The 23,972-nt window shown below is 58.4% G+C and carries 33 protein-coding genes and 1 pseudogene; 33 read left to right on the plus strand and 1 reads right to left on the minus strand.

Going from position 1 to position 23,972, the window contains the following annotated elements; translation table 11 throughout:
- Positions 1-32 precede the first annotated feature (32 nt).
- From hutH to FFT87_RS05020, 26 genes and pseudogenes are all read left to right on the plus strand, one after another.
- Positions 33-1,577, plus strand: a complete 1,545-nt coding sequence (hutH, locus tag FFT87_RS04895; protein WP_219950224.1) for a histidine ammonia-lyase — start codon at positions 33-35, stop codon at positions 1,575-1,577.
- A gap of 25 nt (positions 1,578-1,602) precedes the next feature.
- Positions 1,603-3,252 (plus strand): urocanate hydratase, encoded by a 1,650-nt coding sequence (gene hutU / locus FFT87_RS04900; RefSeq protein ID WP_219950225.1) that lies wholly within the window; start codon positions 1,603-1,605, stop codon positions 3,250-3,252.
- On the plus strand, positions 3,239-4,096 hold the full coding sequence (locus FFT87_RS04905; RefSeq protein ID WP_219950226.1) for an arginase family protein: 858 nt from the start codon (positions 3,239-3,241) through the stop codon (positions 4,094-4,096). Before hutU ends, FFT87_RS04905 begins: the two co-directional genes overlap by 14 nt.
- A complete protein-coding gene (gene hutI / locus FFT87_RS04910) occupies positions 4,093-5,301 on the plus strand; it encodes an imidazolonepropionase (RefSeq protein ID WP_219950227.1) in 1,209 nt (402 codons plus the stop codon). Before FFT87_RS04905 ends, hutI begins: the two co-directional genes overlap by 4 nt.
- Positions 5,302-5,735: 434 nt before the next feature.
- Entirely contained in the window at positions 5,736-6,044 is a 309-nt protein-coding gene (gene rpsJ / locus FFT87_RS04915; RefSeq protein ID WP_009773132.1) for a 30S ribosomal protein S10, read from the plus strand.
- A 40-nt stretch (positions 6,045-6,084) separates the two neighbouring features.
- A complete protein-coding gene (rplC, locus tag FFT87_RS04920; RefSeq protein ID WP_219950228.1) occupies positions 6,085-6,735 on the plus strand; it encodes a 50S ribosomal protein L3 in 651 nt (216 codons plus the stop codon).
- Between the two features lie 5 nt (positions 6,736-6,740).
- Positions 6,741-7,400 (plus strand): 50S ribosomal protein L4, encoded by a 660-nt coding sequence (rplD, locus tag FFT87_RS04925; protein ID WP_219950229.1) that lies wholly within the window; start codon positions 6,741-6,743, stop codon positions 7,398-7,400.
- The gene (gene rplW / locus FFT87_RS04930; RefSeq protein ID WP_009773129.1) at positions 7,397-7,696 is read left to right on the plus strand and encodes a 50S ribosomal protein L23; all 300 of its coding nucleotides are present in this window, start codon (positions 7,397-7,399) and stop codon (positions 7,694-7,696) included. The genes rplD and rplW overlap by 4 nt, the downstream gene beginning before the upstream one ends.
- Before the next feature lie 17 nt (positions 7,697-7,713).
- Positions 7,714-8,553: a 50S ribosomal protein L2 gene (rplB, locus tag FFT87_RS04935; RefSeq protein ID WP_219950230.1), complete on the plus strand. Its 840-nt coding sequence runs from the start codon at positions 7,714-7,716 to the stop codon at positions 8,551-8,553.
- 15 nt (positions 8,554-8,568) lie between these two features.
- Positions 8,569-8,850 (plus strand): 30S ribosomal protein S19, encoded by a 282-nt coding sequence (gene rpsS, locus FFT87_RS04940; RefSeq protein ID WP_009773127.1) that lies wholly within the window; start codon positions 8,569-8,571, stop codon positions 8,848-8,850.
- A 24-nt stretch (positions 8,851-8,874) separates the two neighbouring features.
- Positions 8,875-9,267, plus strand: coding sequence for a 50S ribosomal protein L22 (gene rplV, locus FFT87_RS04945; RefSeq protein WP_010203830.1), 393 nt, complete (start codon positions 8,875-8,877; stop codon positions 9,265-9,267).
- Positions 9,267-10,097 carry a 30S ribosomal protein S3 gene (rpsC, locus tag FFT87_RS04950; RefSeq protein WP_219950231.1) on the plus strand — a complete coding sequence of 277 codons (831 nt, stop codon included), beginning with the start codon at positions 9,267-9,269 and terminating at the stop codon, positions 10,095-10,097. Before rplV ends, rpsC begins: the two co-directional genes overlap by 1 nt.
- 2 nt (positions 10,098-10,099) lie before the next feature.
- Positions 10,100-10,519 carry a 50S ribosomal protein L16 gene (rplP, locus tag FFT87_RS04955; protein ID WP_010203827.1) on the plus strand — a complete coding sequence of 140 codons (420 nt, stop codon included), beginning with the start codon at positions 10,100-10,102 and terminating at the stop codon, positions 10,517-10,519.
- Positions 10,519-10,851, plus strand: coding sequence for a 50S ribosomal protein L29 (gene rpmC, locus FFT87_RS14690; RefSeq protein ID WP_219950232.1), 333 nt, complete (start codon positions 10,519-10,521; stop codon positions 10,849-10,851). The genes rplP and rpmC overlap by 1 nt, the downstream gene beginning before the upstream one ends.
- Positions 10,852-10,853: 2 nt before the next feature.
- On the plus strand, positions 10,854-11,150 hold the full coding sequence (gene rpsQ, locus FFT87_RS04965; RefSeq protein ID WP_219950233.1) for a 30S ribosomal protein S17: 297 nt from the start codon (positions 10,854-10,856) through the stop codon (positions 11,148-11,150).
- Positions 11,150-11,521 carry a 50S ribosomal protein L14 gene (gene rplN, locus FFT87_RS04970; protein ID WP_219950234.1) on the plus strand — a complete coding sequence of 124 codons (372 nt, stop codon included), beginning with the start codon at positions 11,150-11,152 and terminating at the stop codon, positions 11,519-11,521. Before rpsQ ends, rplN begins: the two co-directional genes overlap by 1 nt.
- A gap of 2 nt (positions 11,522-11,523) precedes the next feature.
- Positions 11,524-11,859 (plus strand): annotated as a pseudogene (gene rplX / locus FFT87_RS04975) (50S ribosomal protein L24); the annotation flags it as partial.
- A 95-nt stretch (positions 11,860-11,954) separates the two neighbouring features.
- A complete protein-coding gene (gene rplE / locus FFT87_RS04980; protein ID WP_219950236.1) occupies positions 11,955-12,545 on the plus strand; it encodes a 50S ribosomal protein L5 in 591 nt (196 codons plus the stop codon).
- Between the two features lie 73 nt (positions 12,546-12,618).
- Entirely contained in the window at positions 12,619-13,017 is a 399-nt protein-coding gene (gene rpsH / locus FFT87_RS04985) for a 30S ribosomal protein S8 (protein WP_219950237.1), read from the plus strand.
- Between the two features lie 6 nt (positions 13,018-13,023).
- The gene (gene rplF / locus FFT87_RS04990) at positions 13,024-13,560 is read left to right on the plus strand and encodes a 50S ribosomal protein L6 (protein ID WP_219950238.1); all 537 of its coding nucleotides are present in this window, start codon (positions 13,024-13,026) and stop codon (positions 13,558-13,560) included.
- Positions 13,561-13,562: 2 nt separating this feature from the next.
- Positions 13,563-13,934: a 50S ribosomal protein L18 gene (rplR, locus tag FFT87_RS04995; protein WP_219950239.1), complete on the plus strand. Its 372-nt coding sequence runs from the start codon at positions 13,563-13,565 to the stop codon at positions 13,932-13,934.
- Positions 13,931-14,656: a 30S ribosomal protein S5 gene (gene rpsE / locus FFT87_RS05000; protein WP_219950240.1), complete on the plus strand. Its 726-nt coding sequence runs from the start codon at positions 13,931-13,933 to the stop codon at positions 14,654-14,656. The genes rplR and rpsE overlap by 4 nt, the downstream gene beginning before the upstream one ends.
- Positions 14,656-14,841: a 50S ribosomal protein L30 gene (gene rpmD, locus FFT87_RS05005; protein WP_219950241.1), complete on the plus strand. Its 186-nt coding sequence runs from the start codon at positions 14,656-14,658 to the stop codon at positions 14,839-14,841. Before rpsE ends, rpmD begins: the two co-directional genes overlap by 1 nt.
- A complete protein-coding gene (gene rplO / locus FFT87_RS05010) occupies positions 14,841-15,458 on the plus strand; it encodes a 50S ribosomal protein L15 (protein ID WP_219950242.1) in 618 nt (205 codons plus the stop codon). Before rpmD ends, rplO begins: the two co-directional genes overlap by 1 nt.
- A gap of 125 nt (positions 15,459-15,583) precedes the next feature.
- Complete coding sequence (gene secY, locus FFT87_RS05015; RefSeq protein WP_219950243.1) at positions 15,584-16,903, plus strand: preprotein translocase subunit SecY; 1,320 nt, start codon at positions 15,584-15,586, stop codon at positions 16,901-16,903.
- Entirely contained in the window at positions 16,900-17,499 is a 600-nt protein-coding gene (locus FFT87_RS05020) for an adenylate kinase (protein ID WP_219950244.1), read from the plus strand. The genes secY and FFT87_RS05020 overlap by 4 nt, the downstream gene beginning before the upstream one ends.
- A 59-nt stretch (positions 17,500-17,558) precedes the next feature.
- On the opposite strand, the gene FFT87_RS05025 is transcribed toward FFT87_RS05020, so the two are convergent.
- Positions 17,559-19,424 carry a BglG family transcription antiterminator gene (locus FFT87_RS05025; RefSeq protein WP_255560064.1) on the minus strand — a complete coding sequence of 622 codons (1,866 nt, stop codon included), beginning with the start codon at positions 19,422-19,424 and terminating at the stop codon, positions 17,559-17,561.
- A gap of 149 nt (positions 19,425-19,573) precedes the next feature.
- Here FFT87_RS05025 and FFT87_RS05030 point away from each other — a divergent pair, with 149 nt between their 5' ends.
- The 7 genes from FFT87_RS05030 to rpmJ all read left to right on the plus strand — a co-directional run bounded on the left by FFT87_RS05030 (position 19,574) and on the right by rpmJ (position 23,893).
- Positions 19,574-19,906, plus strand: coding sequence for a PTS sugar transporter subunit IIB (locus FFT87_RS05030; protein ID WP_219950246.1), 333 nt, complete (start codon positions 19,574-19,576; stop codon positions 19,904-19,906).
- The gene (locus FFT87_RS05035) at positions 19,899-20,165 is read left to right on the plus strand and encodes an HPr family phosphocarrier protein (protein WP_219950247.1); all 267 of its coding nucleotides are present in this window, start codon (positions 19,899-19,901) and stop codon (positions 20,163-20,165) included. The genes FFT87_RS05030 and FFT87_RS05035 overlap by 8 nt, the downstream gene beginning before the upstream one ends.
- Positions 20,166-20,222: 57 nt before the next feature.
- Complete coding sequence (locus tag FFT87_RS05040; protein WP_219950248.1) at positions 20,223-21,752, plus strand: PTS mannitol transporter subunit IICB; 1,530 nt, start codon at positions 20,223-20,225, stop codon at positions 21,750-21,752.
- A gap of 15 nt (positions 21,753-21,767) precedes the next feature.
- Entirely contained in the window at positions 21,768-22,205 is a 438-nt protein-coding gene (locus FFT87_RS05045; RefSeq protein ID WP_219950249.1) for a PTS sugar transporter subunit IIA, read from the plus strand.
- A complete protein-coding gene (locus tag FFT87_RS05050; RefSeq protein WP_219950250.1) occupies positions 22,202-23,335 on the plus strand; it encodes a mannitol-1-phosphate 5-dehydrogenase in 1,134 nt (377 codons plus the stop codon). The genes FFT87_RS05045 and FFT87_RS05050 overlap by 4 nt, the downstream gene beginning before the upstream one ends.
- Positions 23,336-23,478: 143 nt before the next feature.
- Entirely contained in the window at positions 23,479-23,700 is a 222-nt protein-coding gene (infA, locus tag FFT87_RS05055) for a translation initiation factor IF-1 (protein ID WP_009773103.1), read from the plus strand.
- Between the two features lie 76 nt (positions 23,701-23,776).
- Positions 23,777-23,893, plus strand: coding sequence for a 50S ribosomal protein L36 (rpmJ, locus tag FFT87_RS05060; protein WP_219950251.1), 117 nt, complete (start codon positions 23,777-23,779; stop codon positions 23,891-23,893).
- Positions 23,894-23,972 lie beyond the last annotated feature (79 nt).

The following is a 23,972-nucleotide window of genomic DNA, read 5'->3' on the forward strand; positions in this document are numbered from 1 at the left end:
CGATGGAAGCCACGTAAGCGTTCACTAGGAGCATGAATATTGCCCCAGACCTGAGCGTCACCATTGGCGTAGGACCCTTGAGCATTGCCGACGTCGTCGCGGTTGCGCGGGATCGCGCGTCAGTCGCTCTCGACCCCGCGGCCTACACCGCAATCTCGGCATCCCGTGCTGTTATTGACGCTCTCGCGGATGATGTGCGGCCGCACTACGGCGTCTCTACTGGATTCGGTGCACTCGCCACGAAACACATCGCTCCTGAGCAGCGAGTGCAACTTCAGCGTTCACTCGTGCGCAGCCATGCCGCAAGCTCGGGCGCCGAAATCGACGCTGAGGTGGTTCGTGCCACCATGCTGCTGCGACTCTCCACAATGGCGACTGGCCGCACCGGAGTTCGCCCGATTGTTGCTGAAACGTACGCCGCACTGCTCAACGCGGGCATCACTCCGGTCGTCGGAGAGTACGGCAGCCTCGGTTGTTCAGGCGATCTCGCACCGCTCGCCCATTGCGCGTTAGCGACCATGGGGGAAGGCGACGTGCGCGTTGCAGGGGAACTGCTTCCGGCATCCGCAGCGCTCCGCGCGGCCGGAATTGAACCGCTCGTCTTGCATGAGAAAGAAGGGCTGGCGCTCATCAACGGTACCGATGGGATGCTGGGGATGCTTTCGCTTGCGATCACTGATCTTCAGGCGCTGCTCACGACAGCAGACATCGCGGCAGCACTCAGCGTAGAAGGCCTTGCCGGCACTGACCGAGTCTTCGCCGAAGACCTGCAGCAACTTCGGCCGCACCCTGGACAAGCCCACTCCGCCGCAAACATGCGCGCCGTCCTGGCAGGTTCTGGCGCCATCGCGGCGCACGCCAGCAACGGCTTTACCCGGGTGCAAGACGCGTACTCGCTGCGTTGTGCGCCGCAAGTGCACGGAGCTGCCCGAGACACTGTCGAGCACACGACCATCGTCGCTAACCGAGAGCTCGCGAGCGCTATCGACAATCCTGTCGTCACGCTCGATGGCCGGCTCGAATCGAACGGCAATTTTCACGGTGCCCCCGTCGGCTACGCGCTCGACTTTCTTGCCATTGTGAGCGCCGATGTTGCCAGCATGAGTGAACGTCGCACCGACCGTTTTCTTGACAGCAACCGAAACGGTGGGCTCAATGCGTTCCTTGCGGGAGATCCAGGAGTGGACTCCGGCCACATGATTGCGCAGTACACGCAAGCAGGAATTGTGAGCGAGCTGAAGCGGCTGGCGGCCCCGGCATCCGTCGATTCGATTCCGACCAGCGCCATGCAAGAAGATCACGTATCGATGGGGTGGAGTGCCGGCCTCAAGCTGCGTCGCAGCATCGACGGGCTCTCACGGGTGTTGGCGATTGAACTGTTGACCGCGGCTCGAGGTATCGAAATGCGGGGAGAGTCACCGTCACCAGTCTCCGCCGCCGTCATCGACGTCATCCGCGTTCGAGTACCGGGTGCGGGCCCTGACCGCTATCTAGCCCCAGACATCGCCGCAAGCGTCGAACTTGTGCAGACGGGCGCGCTATTAGCGGCTGCGCGAACCGTTGCCACACTCTTTTAGCCATCGAACTGTACGAGGAGAACGAATGATTACCGCACACCGGGGAAGCACTCTCAACACTCTGGGCTGGCAGCAAGAGGGCGCATTGCGCATGCTGCAAAACAACCTTGACCCTGAGGTTGCGGAGCACCCAGAAGATCTCGTTGTTTATGGTGGCACGGGCAAAGCCGCCCGCGACTGGCCGAGCTATCACGCGATCGTGCGCTCGCTGACAACGCTCAAGGGCGATGAGACCCTGCTTGTTCAGTCGGGCAAGCCGGTCGGTGTCATGCAGACCCACGAGTGGGCGCCTCGCGTGTTGCTCGCTAACTCGAACCTGGTTGGCGATTGGGCGAACTGGGATGAGTTCCGTCGCCTGGAGCAGCTCGGCCTCACTATGTACGGCCAAATGACGGCCGGATCATGGATCTACATTGGAACCCAAGGCATTCTGCAGGGCACCTATGAAACTTTTGCTGCCGTCGCGGCAAAGCGCTTTGGCGGAACCTTAGCCGGCACGATAACGCTCACGGCCGGCCTCGGAGGCATGGGTGGCGCACAGCCGCTCGCGGTAACCATGAACGACGGTGTTGCGATCTGCATTGATGTTGATCAGTCACGCATCACGCGCCGCATCGACCACGGCTACTTGGATGTCGAGGCGAAGAATCTTGGGCACGCTGTTGAACTCGCCGTGGCTGCCCGTGACGCGAAGAAGCCACTGTCGATCGGCGTGCTGGCTAATGCTGCCGCGGCGATCCCCGAGCTGCTGGCGATGGGGGCGCCCATCGATATCGTTACCGACCAGACGAGTGCCCATGACCCGCTTGCCTACCTTCCTCTTGGCGTTGCATTTGACGAGTGGGAGAGTGCTCGCCGCGATCCAGGTTTCGCTCAGCGCTCACGAGAGTCGATGGCCATCCACGTTGAGGGCATGGTGGGTTTCCAACGGCAGGGTGCTGAAGTTTTTGATTACGGCAACAACTTGCGCACCGAGGCGCTCGCGGCAGGTTACGCGGACGCGTTTTCATTTCCGGGGTTCGTGCCCGCGTACATCCGCCCCCTGTTTGCCGAGGGCAAAGGGCCATTCCGGTGGGCTGCTCTCAGCGGCGAGGCGAGCGACATCCATAAGACTGACGCTGCAATTCTGAAGCTCTTTCCCGAGAATGAGTCGCTCGCCCGGTGGATCAAACTCGCTGGCGAACGAGTGCACTTTCAGGGCCTTCCGGCACGCATCTGCTGGCTTGGCTACGGCGAGCGCGACAAGGCTGGCTTGCTCTTCAATGAAATGGTTGCCTCGGGGGAGCTGGCTGCGCCGTTGGCGATCGGCCGCGATCACCTCGACAGTGGTTCGGTGGCGTCGCCATACCGTGAGACTGAGGCGATGAAAGATGGCTCGGATGCTATCGCCGACTGGCCACTGCTGAATGCTCTGGTCAACACGTCCTCTGGGGCGACCTGGGTGTCGATCCATCACGGTGGGGGAGTGGGTATTGGGCGTTCGATTCACGCCGGACAGGTCACTGTTGCCGATGGAACTGACCTCGCGGCGCAGAAACTTGAACGGGTTCTCACTAACGATCCGGGCATGGGAGTGATCCGTCATGTCGATGCTGGCTACGATGAGGCCATCGCGGTCGCCGACAACTTGGGCGTGCGCATTCCGATGACGGAAGGTGACAATGCTGAACTCTGACCCGCTGTGGCCTCGTGCCGGAGACTGGCCAGCGCCGACTGGTGAGGAGTGGGCGGATGTCGCGCTCATCGGCATGCCGACATCGCGCACCTCGCTTTCTCCAACACAGGCACACACGACGCCGAATGCGGTTCGTGCGGCGCTCCGGCGATATGCCCGGGTCAGTGAGCTGCGCATTGTGGATGCTGGTGACGTGCGTGAGCCCGATCTGCATGAGCCGGCCGCGATCGACGCCGTTGCAGCGTTGCGGGCCGAACTCGTTGTGGCATTGGGTGGCGATAACGCGGCGACTGTACCGACGGCTCTTGGTCGCTGGGGTGGCGCGGTGGAAACGGCCGGACTAATCACGCTCGATGCTCACTATGATTTGCGGGACGGGATCACGAATGGTTCCCCCGTGCGCCGCCTTCTCGAAGCTGGGCTTGAGGGGTGTCGCGTGGTGCAGATTGGTATTGAACCGTTTGCGAACTCCCTGGCCTACGCTGAGCGAGCTCGAGACGCCGGCATTACGGTAATCACGCGCGATGAGCTGCGTTCGCGTTCAATGGAGGACGTGATGTCGCAAGCGCTGGAGATTGCCGGAGCGGGAGGTGGCCCTATCCACGTCGATCTCGATGTGGATGTCTGCGACCGCTCAGTTACCCCCGCGTGCCCAGCGTCGGTGCCGGGGGGAATCTCCGCGATTGAACTTCGCACTGCGGCACGAGTCGCTGCATCGCATCCTGCTGTGACCTCGATCGACTTGGTCGAGGTGGATGCCGCCGCGGATTCCGCAGACGATCGAACGGTCCGTCTGGTTGCGCTCTGTGTTCTCGAGGCGATCTCGGGGGTCGCGCTGCGATGACTGCGATAGCGAGCGCGGCGGCGGCGGGTATTCCGGCCGCGAGCACAGTGATTGACAATATTGGTCTCTTGTTGACTCACGACGGCGAGCGTCCGGAGTTGGTCGACGCCGCGATTGTCTTTGATGGTGGTCGGGTCGTGTGGTGGGGCGAGTCAGCGGATGCACCAAATGCCGACATCCGCGTTGATGCGGCTGGCCGTTGCGTCCTCCCTGGCTTCGTTGACAGTCACAGTCATCTTTTGTTTGCTGGCGATCGTTCTGAAGAGTTTGAAGCCCGCATGGTGGGGCAGCGCTATGCGGCTGGGGGTATCCGCCGCACTGTGGCGTTGTCACGCGAGGCTAGCGATGAGGAGCTTCTCGCGAATGCGGCTGCTTTGGTCGGTGAGATGCGTCGGCAGGGCACGACCACGGTGGAGATCAAGAGTGGGTATGGGCTGAGCGTGCACGATGAGGCCCGGATGTTGCGCCTTGCATCGACTCTCACCACCGAAACTACTTTCTTGGGTGCGCACGTAGTGCCTACCGAGTTCGCTGATGACCGGGACGCTTATCTGCGTCTTGTTGTGGGGGAGATGCTTGAGGCCTGTGCCCCGTACTCGCGGTGGATCGATGTCTTCTGCGACAGCGGGGCCTTCACCGAAGACGAGACGCGCGCGATCATTGCCGCAGGTGTTGCTCGGGGGCTCGGGGCGCGCATTCATGGTGCACAGCTGGGGGAGTCTGGGGCCGTGCAACTCGCTGTCGAACTTGGCGCTGCCAGTGTCGATCACTGCACGTATCTCACCGCTGCCGATGTCGAGGCGCTTGCGGGCAGCGACACTGTGGCCGGTCTGCTCCCCGGGGTCGAGTTTTCGACGAAACATCCGTTCGTGGATGCGCGGCGCTTGCTCGATGCCGGTGTCGCAGTTGCGCTCGCTAGCGATTGCAATCCGGGCTCAAGTTTCACGTCATCCATTCCGTTCTGCATCGCTCTTGCGGTGCGAGAGATGGGCATGACTTCGCTCGAGGCAGTGACGGCGGCAACGCTGGGCGGAGCCCGATCTTTGCGTCTCGATGACGTGGGCCATTTGCGGGTTGGCGCCCGCGCAAACGCTCAGATTCTGGATGCTCCCCACTACCGCCATTTGGCGTACCGGCCCGGGGTTCCCTTGGCCGAAAGCGTCTTTGTGGATGGCGCTCTCGATGTCGTGAAGCACCCTCGCTAACGAGGGTTCGAATTTCGACACGCCCGGGTTGCAGCAATTGCCCAGATGTGACAGACTCTTCTAGTTCAACACTTCGCCGCCTCGTGCGTGCGGATCACTCCCAGGCAGTGCATAGTTCCACAACGTGTGTCTCACACAGCGTGTAGTAGCTAGGCCGCGGGGAGTAGAACCAAGCTTAACCAACTCCCCACAGCTTCTTGAAAAAGAAGAGCGCCTCAGCTGAGGTGGTCATGCGGGGAAGGTTTGTGCGGGCTCGCTCGCATAAGCTCCTCGCGTTTCAGCGAGTTGGTATCACAAGCAGTGACAGCAAGAACTTGACAGATAAATAGTGGTGCGAAAGCAGAAGTGCTGAGCGTCTCCGGGTGGCAACATTCGGCGTCGAACAGCCCAGGTGCACGCAGTGCAGCCAAAGTACTAAGGGAAGAGAGCCAGTCATGGCGGGACAAAAAATCCGCATTCGACTTAAGTCGTACGACCACGAGGTCATCGACTCGTCGGCACGCAAAATTGTTGACACGGTTACCCGCGCGGGTGCCACGGTAGTAGGCCCAGTGCCGCTGCCCACCGAGAAGAACGTGATTGCGGTTATCCGCTCTCCCCACAAGTACAAGGACAGCCGCGAGCACTTCGAGAAGCGCACCCACAAGCGGCTCATCGACATCATCGACCCGACGCCCAAGGCTGTGGATTCGCTCATGCGTCTCGATCTGCCGGCCGACGTCAACATCGAGATCAAGCTTTAGCTCGCGCAGTTATTGAGCGACAGAGCCGATAAGGAAAATAATGTCTACAACTAAGACGACTAAGGGTCTGCTGGGCAAAAAGCTCGGCATGACTCAGGTATGGGACGAGAACAACAAGCTCGTTCCCGTGACCGTTGTCGAAATCACCCCGAACGTTGTTACGCAATTGCGTAGCCCCGAGGTTGATGGATACAGCGCAGTCCAGATCGCGTACGGCCAGATTGACCCTCGTAAGGTCAACAAGCCGCTCACAGGTCACTTCGACAAGGCTGGCGTTACGCCTCGCCGTCACATCACCGAGATTCGCACCCCTGACGCCGCGGAGTACACCGTTGGCCAGGAGCTCGCGGTCGACATCTTCACCCCAGGCTCGAAGGTCGACGTTGTCGGCACGAGCAAGGGTAAAGGTTTCGCTGGTGTTATGAAGCGACACAACTTCAAGGGTGTTTCGGCGAGCCACGGTTCGCACCGAAACCACCGTAAGCCTGGTTCCATTGGTGCCTCGTCGACCCCCAGCCGTGTCTTCAAGGGCATGCGCATGGCCGGTCGTATGGGTGGTGACCGTGTAACGGTCATGAACCTCGCCGTCCACGCGATCGACCTCGAGAAGGGACTCGTGCTCATCAAGGGCGCCGTTCCCGGAGCTCGTGGCCGTATCGTCTTCGTCCGCAACGCAGTCAAGGGGGCGTAGTACACATGGCTACCTCAATCGACGTCATCGACGCCAAGGGCAAGAAGGTCGACTCTGTTGAACTTCCCGCCGAGATCTTCGACGTGCAGACCAACGTTCCGCTCATCCACCAGGTTGTTGTCGCTCAGCGTGCAGCAGCACGTCAGGGCACGCACAACACCCTGCGTCGTGGTGAAGTTTCCGGTTCAGGTCGCAAGCCGTTCAAGCAGAAGGGAACCGGTCGCGCTCGTCAGGGCTCGATCCGTGCTCCTCAGATGAAGGGTGGTGGAATCGTTCACGGTCCACACCCGCGTGACTACTCACAGCGCACCCCCAAGAAGATGATTGCTGCAGCACTTCGCGGCATGCTGTCTGACCGGGCTCGCGGTGAGCGCATTCACGTCATCGACGCGCTGTCTGTAGACAGCAAGCCTTCGACGAAGACTGTTTCTGCGTTGCTCACGAGCATCGCATCAAGCAAGAACGTACTCGTTGTGCTTGAGCGCGAAGATGCGAACAGCCTCAAGAGCATTCGTAACCTCGATACCGTTCACGTATTGGCTTACGACCAGCTCAACGCTTACGACGTTGTCGTCAGCGACGACATTGTGTTCAGCAAGGGCGCCTTCGACGCGTTCGTTGCTTTCAACACCAAGTCTTCGAACAAGGAAGAGGTCAGCGCATGACCGTCACGTACAAGGACCCACGCGACATCATCATCGCTCCCGTGGTTTCCGAGAAGAGCTACAACCTGATCGATATGGGCAAGTACACCTTCGAGGTAGACCCCCGTGCGAACAAGACTGAGATCAAGCTCGCTATCGAGAAGATCTTCAACGTCAAGGTTGATTCGGTTAACACGTTGAACCGCACGGGCAAGACCCGTCGCACCCGGTTCGGTATGGGCAAGCGCAAGGACACCAAGCGCGCCATCGTCACGCTCAAGTCCGGTTCCATCGACATCTTCACAGCTGTCGGCTAGGGACCAAGGAGAAACTAATGGCTATTCGCAAGTACAAGCCCACGACGCCTGGTCGTCGTGGCTCCTCGGTTGCAGACTTTGCTGAGATCACCCGTTCGACTCCAGAGAAGTCGCTTCTGCGCCCTCTGCCGAAGACTGGTGGCCGTAACAACGCAGGTCGCATCACGAGCCGTCACGTTGGTGGTGGCCACAAGCGCCAGTACCGCGTCATCGACTTCAAGCGCAACGACAAGGACGGCGTAAACGCCCGCGTTGCCGAAATCGAGTACGACCCCAACCGCACCGCTCGTATCGCTCTGCTTCACTTCGTTGACGGCAGCAAGCGTTACATCATTGCGCCGAACAAGCTCAACCAAGGCGACATCATCGAGTCGGGTGCTGGTGCTGATATCAAGCCAGGCAACAACCTGCCGATGAAGAACATCCCCGTGGGTACGGTCATTCACATGATCGAGCTCCGCCCGGGTGGTGGCGCCAAGATGGCCCGCTCCGCTGGCGCATCTGTTCGACTCGTTGCAAAAGAGGGCCCTTACGCGCAGCTGCGTTTGCCTTCCGGTGAAATCCGCAACGTTGACGTTCGTTGCCGTGCAACGATCGGCGAGGTCGGCAACGCCGAGCAGTCGAACATCAACTGGGGAAAGGCCGGCCGCATGCGCTGGAAGGGCGTTCGCCCAACCGTCCGTGGTGTTGCCATGAACCCCGTCGACCACCCCCACGGTGGTGGTGAGGGTAAGACGTCCGGTGGACGTCACCCCGTTTCCCCTTGGGGCCAGGCAGAAGGGCGCACTCGTAAGCGCAAACTGCCCAGCGACAAGCTCATCGTTCGCCGCCGCAATGTCGGCAAGAAGCGCAAGTAGTAGGAGAGTCAGAAGATGCCACGCAGTCTGAAGAAGGGCCCCTTCGTCGACGACCACCTCCTACAAAAGGTTGTCAAGGCGAACGAAGCCAAGAGCAAGAACGTAATCAAGACCTGGTCGCGCCGCTCGATGATCGTTCCAGCAATGCTGGGTCACACGATCGCGGTGCACGATGGTCGCAAGCACATTCCGGTATTCATCACGGAAACCATGGTTGGACACAAGCTCGGCGAGTTCTCGCCGACACGTACCTTCCGCGGACACGTGAAGGACGACAAGAAGGGTCGTCGCCGCTAACGCGGTGGCGTAGGAGGTAGAGAAATGGTGGAGTCGATCGCACGCGTGCGTCACATCCGCGTGACCCCCATGAAGGCTCGTCGCGTTGTCAACATGATCCGCGGCAAGCAAGCACAAGAAGCATTGGCAATTTTGAAGTTCGCACCTCAGGGTGCGAGCGAGCCCGTGTACAAGCTGGTTGCATCTGCAATCGCTAACGCGCGAGTCAAGGCAGATGCGTCGAACAGCTTCTTGGACGAACAAGATCTGATCATCTCGAAGGCGTTTGTCGATGATGGTGCCACGTTGAAGCGTTTCCAGCCGCGTGCCCAGGGCCGTGCGTTCCAGATTTTGAAGCGCACTAGCCACATCACGATTGTTCTGGCCACGCCAGACCACGTCGTTGAAGCCAAGGCCGACAAGGCAGGGAAGAAGTAATGGGACAGAAGGTAAACCCCTACGGTTTCCGTCTGGGAATCACCACCGACCACGTGTCGCGTTGGTTCTCTGACAGCACCAAGCCGGGTCAGCGTTACAGCGATTATGTTGCGGAAGATGTAAAGATCCGTAACCTGCTCAAGTCGAACCTCGACCGCGCAGGTGTTGCTCGCATTGAAATCGAGCGCACCCGTGACCGTGTTCGCGTAGACATTCACACCGCCCGTCCGGGCATCGTGATCGGTCGCCGCGGCGCCGAAGCAGAGCGTATTCGTGGAGAGCTCGAAAAGCTCTCCGGTAAGCAGATTCAGCTCAACATCCTCGAGGTCAAGAACCCCGAGGCTGAAGCTCAGCTCGTTGCACAGGGAATCGCCGAGCAGCTTGCTGCTCGTGTGGCTTTCCGTCGTGCGATGCGTAAGGGTCTTCAGGGCGCTCAGCGCGTAGGTTCCGTCAAGGGTGTTCGCATCCAGGTATCGGGTCGTTTGGGTGGCGCAGAAATGAGCCGTTCAGAGTACTACCGTGAAGGTCGCGTACCGCTGCACACGCTTCGTGCAAACATCGACTACGGCTTCTACGAGGCCAAGACCACTTTCGGTCGCATCGGTGTCAAGGTATGGGTCTACAAGGGCGATATCACCAACAAGGAGCTCGCTCGCGAGCAGGCTAACCAGAAGTCGTCACGCCCAGAGCGTCGCGATGGTGGCGACCGTGGTGGTCGTCGCACCGGTGGCCCTTCGTCCGCACCGAAGGCCGAAGCCCCCAAGGCAGAGGCACCCAAAGCAGAAGCCCCTAAGGCAGATGCAACGGTTGCAGCAGGAGTTGAGGCATAACAATGTTGATTCCGCGTAAGGTCAGATACCGCAAGCAGCACCACCCCTCCCGTAGCGGCCACGCTACCGGTGGAACAACGGTGTCGTTCGGCGAGTATGGAATTCAAGCTTTGACGCCGGCATACGTCACGAACCGCCAGATTGAGGCAGCTCGTATCGCTATGACGCGTCACATCAAGCGTGGTGGAAAGGTGTGGATCAACATCTACCCCGACCGCCCGCTCACCAAGAAGCCTGCTGAAACCCGCATGGGTTCCGGTAAGGGTTCGCCCGAGTGGTGGGTCGCCAACGTCAAGCCAGGTCGCGTGCTCTTTGAGCTCAGCGGAGTGGACGAGACAACTGCGCGCGAAGCACTCACTCGTGCAATTCACAAGCTGCCCCTCAAGGCACGCATCATCAAGCGCGAGGAGGGCGACGCATAATGGCGATCGGATCCAAGGAGCTAGCCCCAGTCGAGCTAGACACTTTTGAAGACGAACGACTCATGGACGAGCTGAAGAAGGCGAAGGAAGAGCTTTTCAACCTTCGTTTCCAGGCCGCAACGGGTCAACTGGAAAGCCACGGACGTATCCGCGCTGTCAAGCGCGACATCGCTCGCATCTACACGGTTATCCGTGAGCGCGAGCTGGGCATCCGTGCAACTCCTGCTGTAATCGAGGCTCCGGTAAAAGAGACCAAGAAGCGCAGCACCAAAAAGGCAGACGCCGCGACTGAAACCGCAGCAGACGCCACTGACGAGACGAAGGAGGCGTAGTCATGGCCAAGGTTGAAGACAAGAAGACCGCGGAGACCGCCGAGGTCGCTCGTGGGTACCGCAAGACCCGTCGCGGGTTGGTGACTAGCGACAAGATGGATAAGACCATCGTCGTTATCGTCGAAGACCGCGTGAAGCACCCGTTGTACGGCAAGGTTATTCGCCGTAACTCCAAGGTGAAGGTTCACGACGAGGCCAACGTGGCCGGCGTCGGTGACTCCGTACTTATCAGCGAGACCCGTCCGCTTAGTGCTACGAAGCGCTGGCGTCTGGTCGAGATCCTCGAAAAGGCTAAGTAATGCTTCAGCAGGAATCCCGAGTAAAGGTTGCCGATAACACCGGCGCCAAGGAGCTCCTCACGATTCGCGTTCTCGGTGGCTCAGGCCGTCGTTACGCAGGTCTCGGCGATGTCATCGTGGCAACCGTCAAAGACGCGATTCCTGGCGGAAACGTCAAGAAGGGTGAGGTCGTCAAGGCCGTCATCGTTCGCGTCATCAAGCAGACTCGTCGTCCAGACGGTTCATACATTAAGTTTGATGAGAACGCAGCCGTAATCCTTAAGTCCGAAGGTGGAGACCCCCGCGGTACTCGTATCTTTGGGCCGGTCGGCCGTGAACTTCGCGACAAGAAGTTCATGAAGATCATCTCGCTCGCACCGGAGGTGCTGTAGTTATGGCAAAGATTCGCAAGGGTGACCTCGTACAGGTCATTAGCGGCCCGACAGAAGAACGTGGCGGAAGCCGCGGCAAGCAGGGTCGCGTCATCAGTGTTATCGCTGGGAAAGACCGCGTTGTCGTGGAGGGTGTCAACTTTGTCACCAAGCACGTCAAGGTTGGCCAAACTCAGCGTGGCACCAAGACCGGTGGCATCGAGACGATGGAGGCACCGATTCACGTGTCCAACATCGCCCTCGTTGACCCCGAGACCAAGCTCCCGGCACGTGTTGGCTTCACCGTCGGCACTGACGACCGTGGAAAGACCACGCGTGAGCGCTTCTTCAAGAAGTCGCGTCGCGTAGAGACCAAGAAGTCGAAGGCAGCTAAGGCTGAGCCCAAGGCTTCCACTAAGGATGCCGAGAAGGCAACCGAGAAGGACGCAGACTAATGACGACGACTGCACCTGCTGCTGGCAAAATCCAGCCGCGCCTTAAGCAGAAGTACCGCGATGAACTTGCGGCTCAGCTCAAGAAGGATCTTGGGCTCACCAATGTTCACCAGGTTCCGGGGATCGTCAAGGTCGTCGTAAACACTGGTGTCGGTGAAGCTGCTCGCGACGGAAAGATCATCGATGGGGCCGTCAAGGACCTCACCGCGATCACCGGACAGAAGCCATACGTTACGAGCGCTCGCAAGTCGATCGCTCAGTTCAAGCTTCGTGAAGGACAGCCCATTGGCGCACACGTCACCCTCCGTGGTGACCGCGCCTGGGAGTTCCTCGACCGCCTGATCTCGTTGGCTCTTCCGCGTATCCGTGACTTCCGCGGCCTTTCGGACAAGCAGTTCGATGGCAACGGTAACTACACCTTCGGCCTCACGGAACAGTCAATGTTCCACGAGATCGATCAGGACAAGATTGACCGCGTTCGTGGTTTCGACATCACAATCGTGACCACTGCAAAGAACAACGAAGAGGGCCGTGCGCTTTTGAAGGCACTGGGCTTCCCGTTCCGTTCAGCAGAGAACGCAACTAACTAATCAAGTAACACCAATCGACCAGGTCGGCATTCGTGTAACGGATGCCGAAACCAGTTGAGACAGGAAACACATAATGACAATGACAGATCCGGTCGCTGACATGCTGACCAGACTGCGCAACGCCAATTCGGCGCATCACGACAGCGTTTCAATGCCTAGCAGCAAGCTGAAGTCGCGCCTGGCCGAGATGCTCAAGGCCGAGGGATACATCCTCAGCTGGAGCAACGAGGACGCACGTGTGGGTCAGACCCTCACGATCGAACTCAAGTACGGCCCCACTCGCGAGCGTTCCATCAAGGGAATCAAGCGCGTTTCGAAGCCTGGCCTTCGTGTATACGCTCGCTCAACCGAAATCCCCAAGGTTCTTGGCGGACTCGGTGTGGCTATTTTGTCCACCTCCTCCGGTCTGCTGACCGACAAAGAGGCGACTACGAAGGGCGTAGGTGGGGAAGTCCTCGCTTACGTGTGGTAACTCAAGATGTCACGAATCGGAAGACTTCCTATTGATGTCCCCGCTGGTGTCACAATCACCATCGCAGGACAAAACGTCGCGGTAAAGGGTCCCAAGGGTGAGCTCGCGCTTACCGTCAAGGCTCCTATCGCTGTAGCTCTCGAAGAGGGTCAGGTTCTCGTAACTCGTCCCAACGACGAGCGCGAATCGCGTTCGCTTCACGGCCTCACCCGTACGCTCATCGCTAACCAGATCGTCGGTGTTACTGACGGTTACACCAAGGGCCTTGAGGTCGTTGGTACCGGTTACCGCGTTACGGCAAAGGGCAACTCGGTTGAGTTTGCTCTCGGGTACTCACACTCGATCACTGTTGACCCGCCCGCAGGCATCAGCTTCGCGGTCGAGGGAAATAACAAACTAGTTGTCAGCGGCATCGACAAGCAGGCGGTTGGCGAAGTAGCAGCCAACATTCGTAAATTGCGCAAGCCAGAGCCCTACAAGGGCAAGGGTGTGCGCTACGCCGGCGAAGTTGTTCGTCGCAAGGCCGGAAAGAGTGGTAAGTAGACATGGCTCTCGGAACCAGAGGTAAGAGCAAGTCGGCCGCCAAGGGCCGCCGGCACGCACGTCTCCGCAAGAAGGTTGTGGGCACCGAGGTGCGCCCCCGTCTCGTGGTCACGCGTTCAGCGCGTCACGTATTCGTCCAGGTTGTCGATGACTCCAAGGGCATCACTGTCGCTTCGGCTTCGACCATGGAGTCGGACATGCGAACGTTTGATGGCGACAAGACCGCCAAGGCACGCAAGATCGGCGAAATGGTCGCGGAGCGCGCCAAGCAGGCCGGTGTTGAAGCCGTCGTATTTGATCGTGGTGGAAGCCGTTACGCAGGTCGCGTTGCAGCTATCGCCGACGGAGCGCGAGAGGGTGGATTGAACCTGTGAGCGACAACGTGGACAACAAGACAACTAACAAGGAGCAGGCCGTGGCCGCTGAGGCGACTAGCGCCATCTCCGTACCTGAGGTCGTCGTAGACGCCCCAGCGACTGACGTCACCAGCGAGCCTCGCGAGGCTCGTCGTGGCGGCCGTGAGCGTGGCCCCGACCGTGGTGGCCGTGGCGGAAACAACAGCCGCGACAACGACAAGAACCAGTTCCTGGAGCGCGTCGTCACCATCAACCGTGTATCGAAGGTCGTCAAGGGTGGTCGTCGCTTTAGCTTCACCGCTCTCGTCGTCGTCGGAGACGGTAATGGCATGGTTGGTGTCGGCTACGGCAAGGCTCGTGAGGTTCCTCTCGCGATCTCGAAGGGCGTTGAAGAAGCGAAGAAGAACTTCTTCCGCGTTCCTCGCGTCGCCGCATCGATTCCTCACTCCGTTCAGGGCGAGGCTGCTGCAGGCGTAGTTCTGCTGCGTCCCGCATCCGCTGGTACCGGTGTTATCGCCGGTGGACCGGTTCGCGCCGTACTCGAGTGCGCAGGAATCCACGACGTGCTGAGCAAGTCACTCGGTTCCTCGAACACGATCAACATCGTTCACGCAACGGTTGCAGCACTCAAGCAGCTCGAAGAGCCGCGTGCAGTTGCTGCTCGTCGTGGTCTCGATGCAGAACACGTTATCCCGGCCCGCTTGCTGCGTGCCGAGGTTGAAGCTAAGGCAGGTGTCTGATGGCTGGTCGCCTGAAGGTAACCCAGATTAAGTCCAAAATTAGTGAGAAGCAGAATCAACGCGACACGTTGCGCAGCCTTGGGCTGAAGCGCATCGGTGCTGTTGTTATTCGCGAGGACAACTCGCAGAACCGTGGTTACGTCAACACGGTTGCTCACCTTGTCAAGGTCGAGGAGATTGACTAATGGCTGACGAGAAAGAAACAACAACGAAGGCACCTGCTGCCAAGAAGGCTGCTCCTGCAAAGGCTGCAGCCGCCAAGGCTCCTGCTGCGAAGGCGTCCACCACGAAGGCTCCTGCTAAGTCGACCGCCGCAAAGGCATCGACCGCGAAGAAGTCCTCGAGCGACGCTGTCGAAAGCCGCCCGCAGGTTCTGAAGATGCACCACCTCCGTCCCGCAGCAGGCGCTAAGAAGAGCCGTATGCGCGTCGGCCGTGGTGAAGGATCCAAGGGTAAGACCGCGGGTCGTGGAACCAAGGGAACCAAGGCGCGTTACAACATGCGCATTGGCTTCGAAGGTGGAAACATCAACTTCGTTATGCGTGCACCTAAGTTGCGCGGATTCAAGAACCCGTTCCGCGTCGAGTACCAGGTTGTAAACCTGGAAAAACTCGCGGAACTGTACCCCAAGGGTGGCGATGTAACCATCGCCGACCTCGTCTCAAAGGGCGCCGTTCGCAAGAACGAAAAGGTCAAGGTTCTTGGTCAGGGTGATATTGCGGTTAAGCTGAACGTTGTAGTTGACAAGGTCTCCGGCTCTGCTGAGCAGAAGATCGTTGCGGCCGGCGGATCGGTTCAGTAACTGTCACTGCGTGAAACGTTAGTGTCGCGCTGGTCACACAAGTGACCAAAGCAGACAGGATGGGTGGGGAATCCCGTAAAGGGGTTCCCCATTCGCCCGCTGTACATAGATAAATCGGAGGCCTTGTGTTCAAAGCTGTCGCGCGGATAATCCGCACGCCTGATCTTCGCCGGAAGATCGGGTTCACACTAGGCATCATCGCGCTGTTTAGGCTTGGCTCCTTCATACCGGCGCCGTTCGTCGACTTTGGCAACGTTCAGATGTGTCTCGCATCCAACGCTTCCAGCGGCGGGCTGTATGACCTCATCAACCTTTTTAGTGGTGGGGCGCTCCTTCAACTTTCCGTATTTGCCCTCGGGATCATGCCGTACATCACCGCATCGATCATCGTGCAACTACTTCGCGTGGTCATCCCGCACTTCGAGACTCTTCACAAAGAGGGCCAGTCTGGCCAGTCGACGCTGACGCAGTACACGCGTTACCTCACGATTGCTTTGGCAATTCTCCAGTCCACGACGCTGATCACCGTGGCCCGCAGCGGCGCGCTATTCCAGTCGAACGGAGTCGGCTGTGACCAGCTGCTCACCGACACCGCTTGGTACGCGATTTTGCTCATGGTCATCACAATGACGGCCGGCACCGGTCTCATCATGTGGATGGGTGAATTGGTCACAGAACGTGGAATCGGCAACGGAATGTCGATTCTGATCTTCACGTCGATCGCGGCAACGTTCCCCAGCGCGCTGTGGGGCATTTACGTCAGCAAGGGCATTGAGATCTTCGTGCTGGTCTTGATCATGGGTGTGCTCATCATGGGCGCTGTCGTGTTCGTCGAGCAGTCGCAAAGACGCATCCCTGTTCAGTACGCCAAGCGGATGGTTGGCCGTCGTACGTACGGTGGCAATAACACCTACATCCCGATCAAGGTCAACATGGCCGGCGTGATCCCCGTAATCTTTGCGTCGTCGTTGTTGTACCTCCCCGCGTTGATCGCGAACTTCAACCAGCCAGCACAGGGCGAAGAGTCCTCGGCTTGGGTGGTCTGGATTCAGAACAACCTCGTATCCGGCCAGAGCCCGATCTATATGATCGGTTACTTCCTGCTGATCGTCGGCTTTACCTACTTCTACGTCGCAATTACCTTCAACCCAGAAGAAGTTGCCGACAACATGAAGAAGTACGGCGGGTTCGTTCCCGGTATTCGTGCGGGTCGTCCGACCGCTGAGTATCTCGACTACGTCCTCACACGTGTCACCCTGCCTGGATCTTTGTATCTTGGCCTCGTGGCGATGATTCCGTTGATTGCATTCGTAGCGATCGATGCGAACCAGAATTTCCCATTCGGCGGAGCTAGCATCCTGATTATCGTTGGTGTCGGTCTTGAGACCGTCAAGCAGATCGATTCGCAGCTGCAGCAGCGCCATTACGAAGGTTTGTTGCGTTGACTCGACTCCTACTGATTGGCCCACCTGGCGCAGGCAAGGGCACTCAAGCAGCGCGCCTCGCAGAGATTTATGGGATCCCCGCGATCTCGACTGGCGACATTTTTCGCAGCAATGTAAAAAATGGCACCGAATTGGGCACGAAGGCGAAGGCGTTCATGGACGCTGGAGACAACGTTCCCGACTCGTTAACGAATGCGCTCATCCGCGATCGACTAGAGGATGCTGACGCCCAAGCGGGGTTCCTGCTCGACGGTTACCCGCGTACAACCGATCAGGTTCGCGAACTCGACTCCTTTCTTGCCAGCCACGGCGCGGCTCTCGACGTAGTCGTTGAGCTCGAGGCAGACCCGGAGATCGTTATTGGTCGCCTACGTAAGCGTGCTCTCGAGCAGGGGCGCAGTGACGACACTGAGGATGTAGTTCGTCACCGCCTTGAGGTCTACAGCGAACAGACGGCTCCGCTGATCAACGTGTATGCGACTCGTGAGGTGCTTGTCACGATAGATGCGCTCGGTGAGATCGATGCCGTTACGTCGCGAATTACCGAAGCTCTTCTTGAGCGAGGCATTGACGCGGCCGGCGCTAAATCACTCTAGGTTTGGTAGCTCGTAGCTCGTAGCTCGTAGCTCGTAGCTGGTGGCTTGGCTGCTTCGCCCTAGTCTTCGATGCCGCGCACCAATTCATCTATAAACGTCGGGAAGTCGACGGCCTTCTTCACGAGTTGCTGAACGTACTCGCGGTCGGAGAACACGGTCACAAACTGGTCGAATACTGTCTGGAATGTGGTTCGTCCGGCGGCGCTAAAAGCGATGAGCGCGATCACGTTGACTCTGTTCTCACCCCACTGCATTGGCGTCTCATTGATGACGATGCTGATGGCAGTCCGGTGAGCGTTCATGGTCATCGCGTGCGGAACAGCGAGTGAATCAGTGAACGCTGTTGACGACATCCGTTCGCGCTCAATCGCGCCGGCAATGTAGTCGCGATCAATAACCCCGGCTTCGACCATTCGGTTGCCGAGTGCATCGATCATCGCCTCCTCGCTCGGGGCGCTGAAGTTCCGCAGAAAGAGCGCGGGGTCGAAGAATCTCAACAGCTCGTCGGTGAGGGCACGGCGCCGACGTTGCCGACGTACTTTGCCGATGGTTCTGCGGATGCTGTCGACATCCGCTTCCGTGAGGAACGGCTGGATGAGAACGACGTTGTCAGCGAACGAGCGAAGATCAATTGTCGTCAGCACTAAGTCAGTGGAGAGCTCAGCGAGATCAACATCGGTTCGGGTAATCACGATGCGGAGTTGCAACTCGTCTCCGAGAAGCGCCTCGATACGCTCTCGAAGGATGACGTGGAGATCATGATAGTTCGGGCAGACGAGGGCGGCAGTGAGTCGTACTTCGCGCTTCGCTTGACGTTCCAGGTGTGATCCGACGTGAAGAGCAATGTACGAGATCTCGTCATCGTGGATCGTGATTCCCTCGCTTCGCTGAACTTCAGCAGCGATGAACACAGCTAGCTCGTAAATCATGGGATACGTCGTCTTGATAGATCGAGTCATGGGGTTTCGCGAGTACGACAGGTCTTGAGCTCGCAGAATCAGGTTTCTGACGTGCAGCGAGAGGCGCCTGATGAAGTCGTCGTCATCGAGGTCGACAAGGTATTCCTCGCCGACGCGGTCGACGGTTCGACGAACGCGAGTGATCAGGTCGTCGAGGTCGACATCTGGCGCATCGTCGACGCCGAAGGTTCGAGTGATAACGCGTGTGGTGAGGAGGGTCTCAATTTCAGTGAGTTCCGTGCGCGCCAGGTGCACCGAAAAGTGGTCGGCGATAAGCGCGGCTAGTTCGTTGGTAAATTTTGGTGCCGGGTCAACGAGTTTTGGGCTGGTTTGAGGTGTTCTGTCTGCCGCGATAGCGACGTGAAGCAGCACATGGTTGATGCCGTACTCATTGACGAAATAGCCATGAGAATCCAGTAGCTCGAGTAGAGATGTCTTAAAGCCGCGCAAATCTGATGACTCGAACTCTTGCTGAATGCTCTCCAGCTCCAAGAACCCTTGGGTGTCTTCGTCTCGGAACATCTTGCTCAAGAGCCGCCGTAGGTTGGGCTCCGAGCCGGCGAGAATCACAAGGGATCCGCGACGGGTAAGAGTGAGCCCCGACTCGACCAGACCGCTCTTGATTTTTCGAAGGTCCGCTTCGATCGTCGACTCACTCACAAAAAAGCTCTCGGCGAGGGCGTAAATGTCGACGCCTTGGGGAGCATCGCCGAGTCGTCTCACGAGGTGATACTGGCGGTCTCGGGGGCGCTCCGTCTCCCGATTTGATGCGCCCTTGAGGAACTCTGAATAGTTTTCGCGGTGGAGCCGATAGCCGGCGGTAGAGGAATCGATTACCTCAAGGGGAAGCGCTGAAGATTTGACTGCCGTGACATAGCTGCGCACGCTGCGAGTGGTGACGCCCAACTTGTCGGCGAGTTCGGACGCAGTGACCCACCCCTCGGCTTGGGCGAGGTATTCGATCATTCGCGAATGGTTATCGAGCATCAGACATCCATTCTTGCTTATGAAGCCTTCCGCGAGTGCGGAATGTTGTCTATTGGATGCGGCTCGTCCCTGCACGTCACTATGGAATCCGGAAGAAGTCCGCGTAGTGCTCGCAAGGAGGCGAAAAGATGGCATCAGTGTTGGTGGTTTGTGGTGCAGGTGCATCAAGCACCTTCTTAGTACACGCCTTGCGACGCCAATCGGAAGTACGCGGCATCCACCACACATTCTTTCCTGCAAGCATCTCGGCGTTAACGATGCCGCTCATCGACGTTGACGTCGTCATGGTGAGCTCGCACGTTGCCGACTTCTTCGATCAGGCGAACGCTGCGGCCATCTCCATCGGGGCGACCGCATTACAGCTTCCTTCGCTGAACTTCACTCCTGCTGGCGCGGATATCGCGCTTAACCTCCTTGATTCTCTGACCCAGACAACAACAGAAAGTGGCAATCATGGCTGAAAAAATTGTTCAGGTGGCATCGGCCCACGGCCTCCACGCTCGTCCGGCTTCGCTCTTCACGCAGGCTGCTGCAGCGTCGGGGCTCAACGTCACGATCGCTAAGGGTGACAAATCCGTCAATGCTTCCAGCATCCTGAGCGTTATCTCGCTAGGAGTGAGCCACGGTGACGAAGTGACCATCAGCGCGGACGGTGACGGCGCAGACGCAATCATTGCCGAACTCACCGAAATTCTCAGTACCGACCACGACGAGAAGTAGTCGTGACCGGTCGCTTCCCTCGCAGTATCCCAACATCACAGATATCGGAGTAAAACAATGACAACGTCGTCTACGACCGCCAAGAGTGGCGGTGCGCGCGTAGGGGTCCAGAAATTTGGAACCTTCGTTAGCGGAATGGTGATGCCGAACATCGCGGCATTCATCGCTTGGGGCTTTATCACTGCACTGTTCATCCAAACTGGTTGGTTGCCGTTGCTCGGCATTGACCCGGTCTGGGTTCAGCAGCTAGGTGGCTGGAGCCTTGACCCCGAGGTAACAAACACGGGCCTCGTCGGTCCGATGATTATCTACCTACTCCCCTTGCTCATTGCTAACACCGGTGGCCGCATGGTCTACGGAACCCGCGGTGGAGTTATCGGAACCATCGCGACGATGGGTGTCATCATCGGCGCCGGAATCCCGATGTTCCTGGGTGCCATGATCGTTGGCCCTGGTGCTGCGTGGGTCATGAAGAAGATCGACTCGATCTGGGTCGGAAAGATTCGTCCCGGCTTCGAAATGCTCGTCGACAACTTCTCCGGTGGAATCGTCGGAATGCTGCTCGCGATCGCTTCGTTCTTCCTCATTGCCCCGATCGTTACCGCGATCAGCAACGGTCTCGAATCCGTCATTGCGTTCCTCGTAGACAACGGCCTGCTCCCGCTCGCCAGCGTTTTCGTTGAGCCTGGCAAGATCCTCTTCCTCAACAACGCCATCAACCACGGTGTCTTCACACCACTCGGTACGGCAGAGTCGCTCGAAAAGGGCCAGTCGATCCTCTTCCTCATCGAAGCCAACCCTGGCCCCGGCCTCGGCATCTTGCTCGCCTTCCTGGTGTTCGGTGTTGGCCTGCTGCGCGCAAGCGCTCCCGGCGCTATCCTGATTCACTTCGTCGGTGGAATTCACGAGATCTACTTCCCCTACGTATTGGCTAAGCCGCTTCTCGTCGTTGCTGCAATCGCCGGTGGAGCAACTGGTGTTCTCACGAACGTCATCTTCCAGTCCGGTCTGCGTGCTCCGGCATCGCCTGGATCGATCATTGCGGTCATCGCGCAGACACCTCCTGGAAGCATCATCGGCGTACTGCTGTCGGTAGTGTTCTCGGCTGCTGTTTCGTTCGCTGTCGCTGCGGTGATCATCCGTGCCGGCCGTAAGCGTGACCTTGAGGCCATGGCCAATGGTGACGACGCACTCGCTGCTGCTGTTGCCAAGAATGCAGCCAACAAGGGAAAGGACAGCTCAGTAGGCGACCTGCTCGGAACCGGTGCTGCTGCTGCTGGCTCAACCGCTGGTGCCGCAACTGCCACGAAGATCCAGAACGTTGTGTTTGCGTGTGACGCAGGCATGGGATCCAGTGCCATGGGGGCTACGGTTCTCCGTAATAAGCTCAAGAAGGCTGGCGTTGAAGGTATCAATGTGACGAACAAAGCAATCGCGAATCTAGATGGGTCTGAAGATCTCATCATTACTCAAGACCAGCTGACGGAGCGCGCGACGGAGAAAGTTCCCGGCGCGATCCATGTTTCCGTTGATAACTTCATGAACAGTCCGAAATACGATGAAGTCGTCGACATGGTTAGCAAGTAAGTAAGAGGAGACATCATGAGCAAGGTACTCGAGCTAAGTCAGATCAAAGCAGCTGGCACTGCACGCACCAAAGAGGAAGCAATCGCTGAAGCGGCTGACATTCTCATTGCTGCGGGGGCGGTAACGCCCGAGTACCTTGACTTCATGAAGGCCCGTGAAGAGATGACATCAACATTCATGGGCAACTTCTTGGCAATTCCGCACGGCACGAACGAGGGCAAAGATACGATCTTGTCATCAGCGCTCTCGTTCGTGCGGTACGCGGATCCCCTCGATTGGGATGGCAACGAGGTTCGCTTCGTTGTCGGAATCGCTGGCAAAGACGGTGGACACATGGACACCCTGGCTGGTGTCGCCACAATCTTCAGCGACAACGACGAAGTGCAGAAGCTGGTCGACGCTTCCGACGAAGAAGAGTTGCTCTCGCTGCTCGCTGAATTGAACAACGCATGAAGGCCGTACACTTCGGAGCCGGAAATATCGGCCGTGGCTTCGTCGGACTAATCCTGCACAAGGCCGGTTACGAGATCGTGTTTGCGGATGTCGCGGCCGAACTTATCGACAGCCTTGCGGCTGCCGATAGCTACCAGGTGCACGAGGTGGGAGCTGAGCCTCGCACCGAAACAGTCAACAACTTCCGCGCTCTCAATAGCGCGAGCAATGAAGCTGACGTGATCGCAGAGATCGCCACCGCTGACATGGTGACAACTGCTGTCGGCCCTAACATCCTCAAATTCGTCGCACCGTTGATAGCGAAGGCCATCAAAGACCGTGCAGACGACCTTCCGCCGCTGCAAGTTCTCGCCTGCGAGAACGCTCTTTATGCGACGAATAACTTGCGTACTGAGGTTGCAGTCGCGGTCGATGCTGAAACGCTCGCCGCGAAAGCGATCTTCGCGAATACGGCGGTTGACCGCATCGTCCCGGCTCAAGATAGTGCCGCTGGTCTCGACGTCACTGTCGAAGACTTCTTTGAGTGGGCGATCGAGAGCGCACCTTTCGGAGAGAACATTCCCGAGATCGCCGACGTACACTTCGTGGCTGACCTTGAGCCCTACATCGAGCGCAAACTCTTTACGGTCAACACCGGGCATGCGACGCTCGCCTATCACGGTCGAAATCACGGCGCGAGCACACTCGCGGAGGCAATGGGCATCACGGTTGTTGCGAACGAGGTAGATGCCGTTCTTGCCGAGACCAGCGCAATGCTGATTGCCAAGCACGGTTTCGATGCCGCCGACCATGCCGCTTACGTTGCGACGTGTGTTCGGCGCTTCAGCAACCCGCACCTTCCTGACACCCCTGAGCGTGTTGGACGCAGTCCACTTCGCAAGTTGTCCCGCAATGAGCGTTTCATAAGCCCTGCTAGTGAGCTCGCGGCAGCCGGCACAACGCCGACCGCTCTGTTGCGTGCTGTCGGTGCAGCTCTGCAGTTCGACGTGCCGGAGGACCCGGAAAGTGTGCGGATGCTCGAGCTTCGGTCATCACTCACAGCAGCGGAGTTTGTCACCCAGGTAATGGGCATAGGCGAGGGCGATGCCCTCTTTGCGGCTGCTGTCGAAACAGTAGAGGCGCAATCTTAGCCCCAACTTGGCGAAACGCCCGGGATTAGCGTAGGCTTGATCTTTGGTGTTTCAGGACGATTTTTTCGTGCCTAGATTTTTTCGAAAGTCACTCACCACATCCACGCAGACCAGCGAACTCCACTTATAGCGACGAAGAGGCTATGGCCAAAAAAGACGGTGTCATTGAGATTGAAGGAGCAGTAGTTGAAGCTCTGCCCAACGCGATGTTTCGTGTTGAGTTGAGTAACGGCCACGTAGTGCTCGCTCATATCTCCGGCAAAATGCGACAGAACTACATCCGAATCCTTCCGGAGGACCGTGTGGTTGTAGAGCTGAGCCCCTATGACCTGACTCGCGGTCGGATCACCTACCGCTACAAGTAGAGATCGCCGGAAAGTAACGTCCGCTCTTCCTTTGCAGGATTAGTGGAACGATGACAGCGATTCACAAGGAAAAACTATGAAGGTAGCACCCAGCGTCAAGCCCATGTGTGACCACTGCCGCGTAATTCGCCGCAACGGTCGCGTCATGATCATCTGCAAGGCGAACCCGCGTCACAAGCAACGCCAAGGCTAAAGCCTTCGCGAGCGGATCGTATGCGGTGAGCAATCACCGCACTACGCAGATTCACAACTGAATACTCAGAACTAGCAAC

The organism is Salinibacterium sp. M195, assembly GCF_019443965.1.
In the GTDB taxonomy this organism is placed as follows: Bacteria; Actinomycetota; Actinomycetes; order Actinomycetales; family Microbacteriaceae; genus Rhodoglobus.

Coding starts and splice junctions, on each gene's coding strand:
- FFT87_RS05035 (WP_219950247.1), top strand. CDS start 19,899: ATGGCTGAAAAAATTGTTCAGGTGGCATCGGCCCACGGCCTCCACGCT.
- FFT87_RS05040 (WP_219950248.1), top strand. CDS start 20,223: ATGACAACGTCGTCTACGACCGCCAAGAGTGGCGGTGCGCGCGTAGGG.
- rpsQ (WP_219950233.1), top strand. CDS start 10,854: ATGGCCAAGGTTGAAGACAAGAAGACCGCGGAGACCGCCGAGGTCGCT.
- rpmC (WP_219950232.1), top strand. CDS start 10,519: ATGGCGATCGGATCCAAGGAGCTAGCCCCAGTCGAGCTAGACACTTTT.
- rplN (WP_219950234.1), top strand. CDS start 11,150: ATGCTTCAGCAGGAATCCCGAGTAAAGGTTGCCGATAACACCGGCGCC.
- FFT87_RS04905 (WP_219950226.1), top strand. CDS start 3,239: ATGCTGAACTCTGACCCGCTGTGGCCTCGTGCCGGAGACTGGCCAGCG.
- rplP (WP_010203827.1), top strand. CDS start 10,100: ATGTTGATTCCGCGTAAGGTCAGATACCGCAAGCAGCACCACCCCTCC.
- rplC (WP_219950228.1), top strand. CDS start 6,085: ATGTCTACAACTAAGACGACTAAGGGTCTGCTGGGCAAAAAGCTCGGC.
- rplD (WP_219950229.1), top strand. CDS start 6,741: ATGGCTACCTCAATCGACGTCATCGACGCCAAGGGCAAGAAGGTCGAC.
- rpsH (WP_219950237.1), top strand. CDS start 12,619: ATGACAATGACAGATCCGGTCGCTGACATGCTGACCAGACTGCGCAAC.
- FFT87_RS05030 (WP_219950246.1), top strand. CDS start 19,574: ATGGCATCAGTGTTGGTGGTTTGTGGTGCAGGTGCATCAAGCACCTTC.
- rpsC (WP_219950231.1), top strand. CDS start 9,267: ATGGGACAGAAGGTAAACCCCTACGGTTTCCGTCTGGGAATCACCACC.
- FFT87_RS05045 (WP_219950249.1), top strand. CDS start 21,768: ATGAGCAAGGTACTCGAGCTAAGTCAGATCAAAGCAGCTGGCACTGCA.
- rplW (WP_009773129.1), top strand. CDS start 7,397: ATGACCGTCACGTACAAGGACCCACGCGACATCATCATCGCTCCCGTG.
- rplO (WP_219950242.1), top strand. CDS start 14,841: ATGGCTGACGAGAAAGAAACAACAACGAAGGCACCTGCTGCCAAGAAG.
- hutU (WP_219950225.1), top strand. CDS start 1,603: ATGATTACCGCACACCGGGGAAGCACTCTCAACACTCTGGGCTGGCAG.
- rplE (WP_219950236.1), top strand. CDS start 11,955: ATGACGACGACTGCACCTGCTGCTGGCAAAATCCAGCCGCGCCTTAAG.
- infA (WP_009773103.1), top strand. CDS start 23,479: ATGGCCAAAAAAGACGGTGTCATTGAGATTGAAGGAGCAGTAGTTGAA.
- rplV (WP_010203830.1), top strand. CDS start 8,875: ATGGTGGAGTCGATCGCACGCGTGCGTCACATCCGCGTGACCCCCATG.
- hutH (WP_219950224.1), top strand. CDS start 33: ATGAATATTGCCCCAGACCTGAGCGTCACCATTGGCGTAGGACCCTTG.
- rpsS (WP_009773127.1), top strand. CDS start 8,569: ATGCCACGCAGTCTGAAGAAGGGCCCCTTCGTCGACGACCACCTCCTA.
- rpmJ (WP_219950251.1), top strand. CDS start 23,777: ATGAAGGTAGCACCCAGCGTCAAGCCCATGTGTGACCACTGCCGCGTA.
- hutI (WP_219950227.1), top strand. CDS start 4,093: ATGACTGCGATAGCGAGCGCGGCGGCGGCGGGTATTCCGGCCGCGAGC.
- FFT87_RS05050 (WP_219950250.1), top strand. CDS start 22,202: ATGAAGGCCGTACACTTCGGAGCCGGAAATATCGGCCGTGGCTTCGTC.
- rplF (WP_219950238.1), top strand. CDS start 13,024: ATGTCACGAATCGGAAGACTTCCTATTGATGTCCCCGCTGGTGTCACA.
- rpsJ (WP_009773132.1), top strand. CDS start 5,736: ATGGCGGGACAAAAAATCCGCATTCGACTTAAGTCGTACGACCACGAG.
- rplR (WP_219950239.1), top strand. CDS start 13,563: ATGGCTCTCGGAACCAGAGGTAAGAGCAAGTCGGCCGCCAAGGGCCGC.
- rpmD (WP_219950241.1), top strand. CDS start 14,656: ATGGCTGGTCGCCTGAAGGTAACCCAGATTAAGTCCAAAATTAGTGAG.
- FFT87_RS05025 (WP_255560064.1), bottom strand. CDS start 19,424: ATGATCGAATACCTCGCCCAAGCCGAGGGGTGGGTCACTGCGTCCGAA.
- rplB (WP_219950230.1), top strand. CDS start 7,714: ATGGCTATTCGCAAGTACAAGCCCACGACGCCTGGTCGTCGTGGCTCC.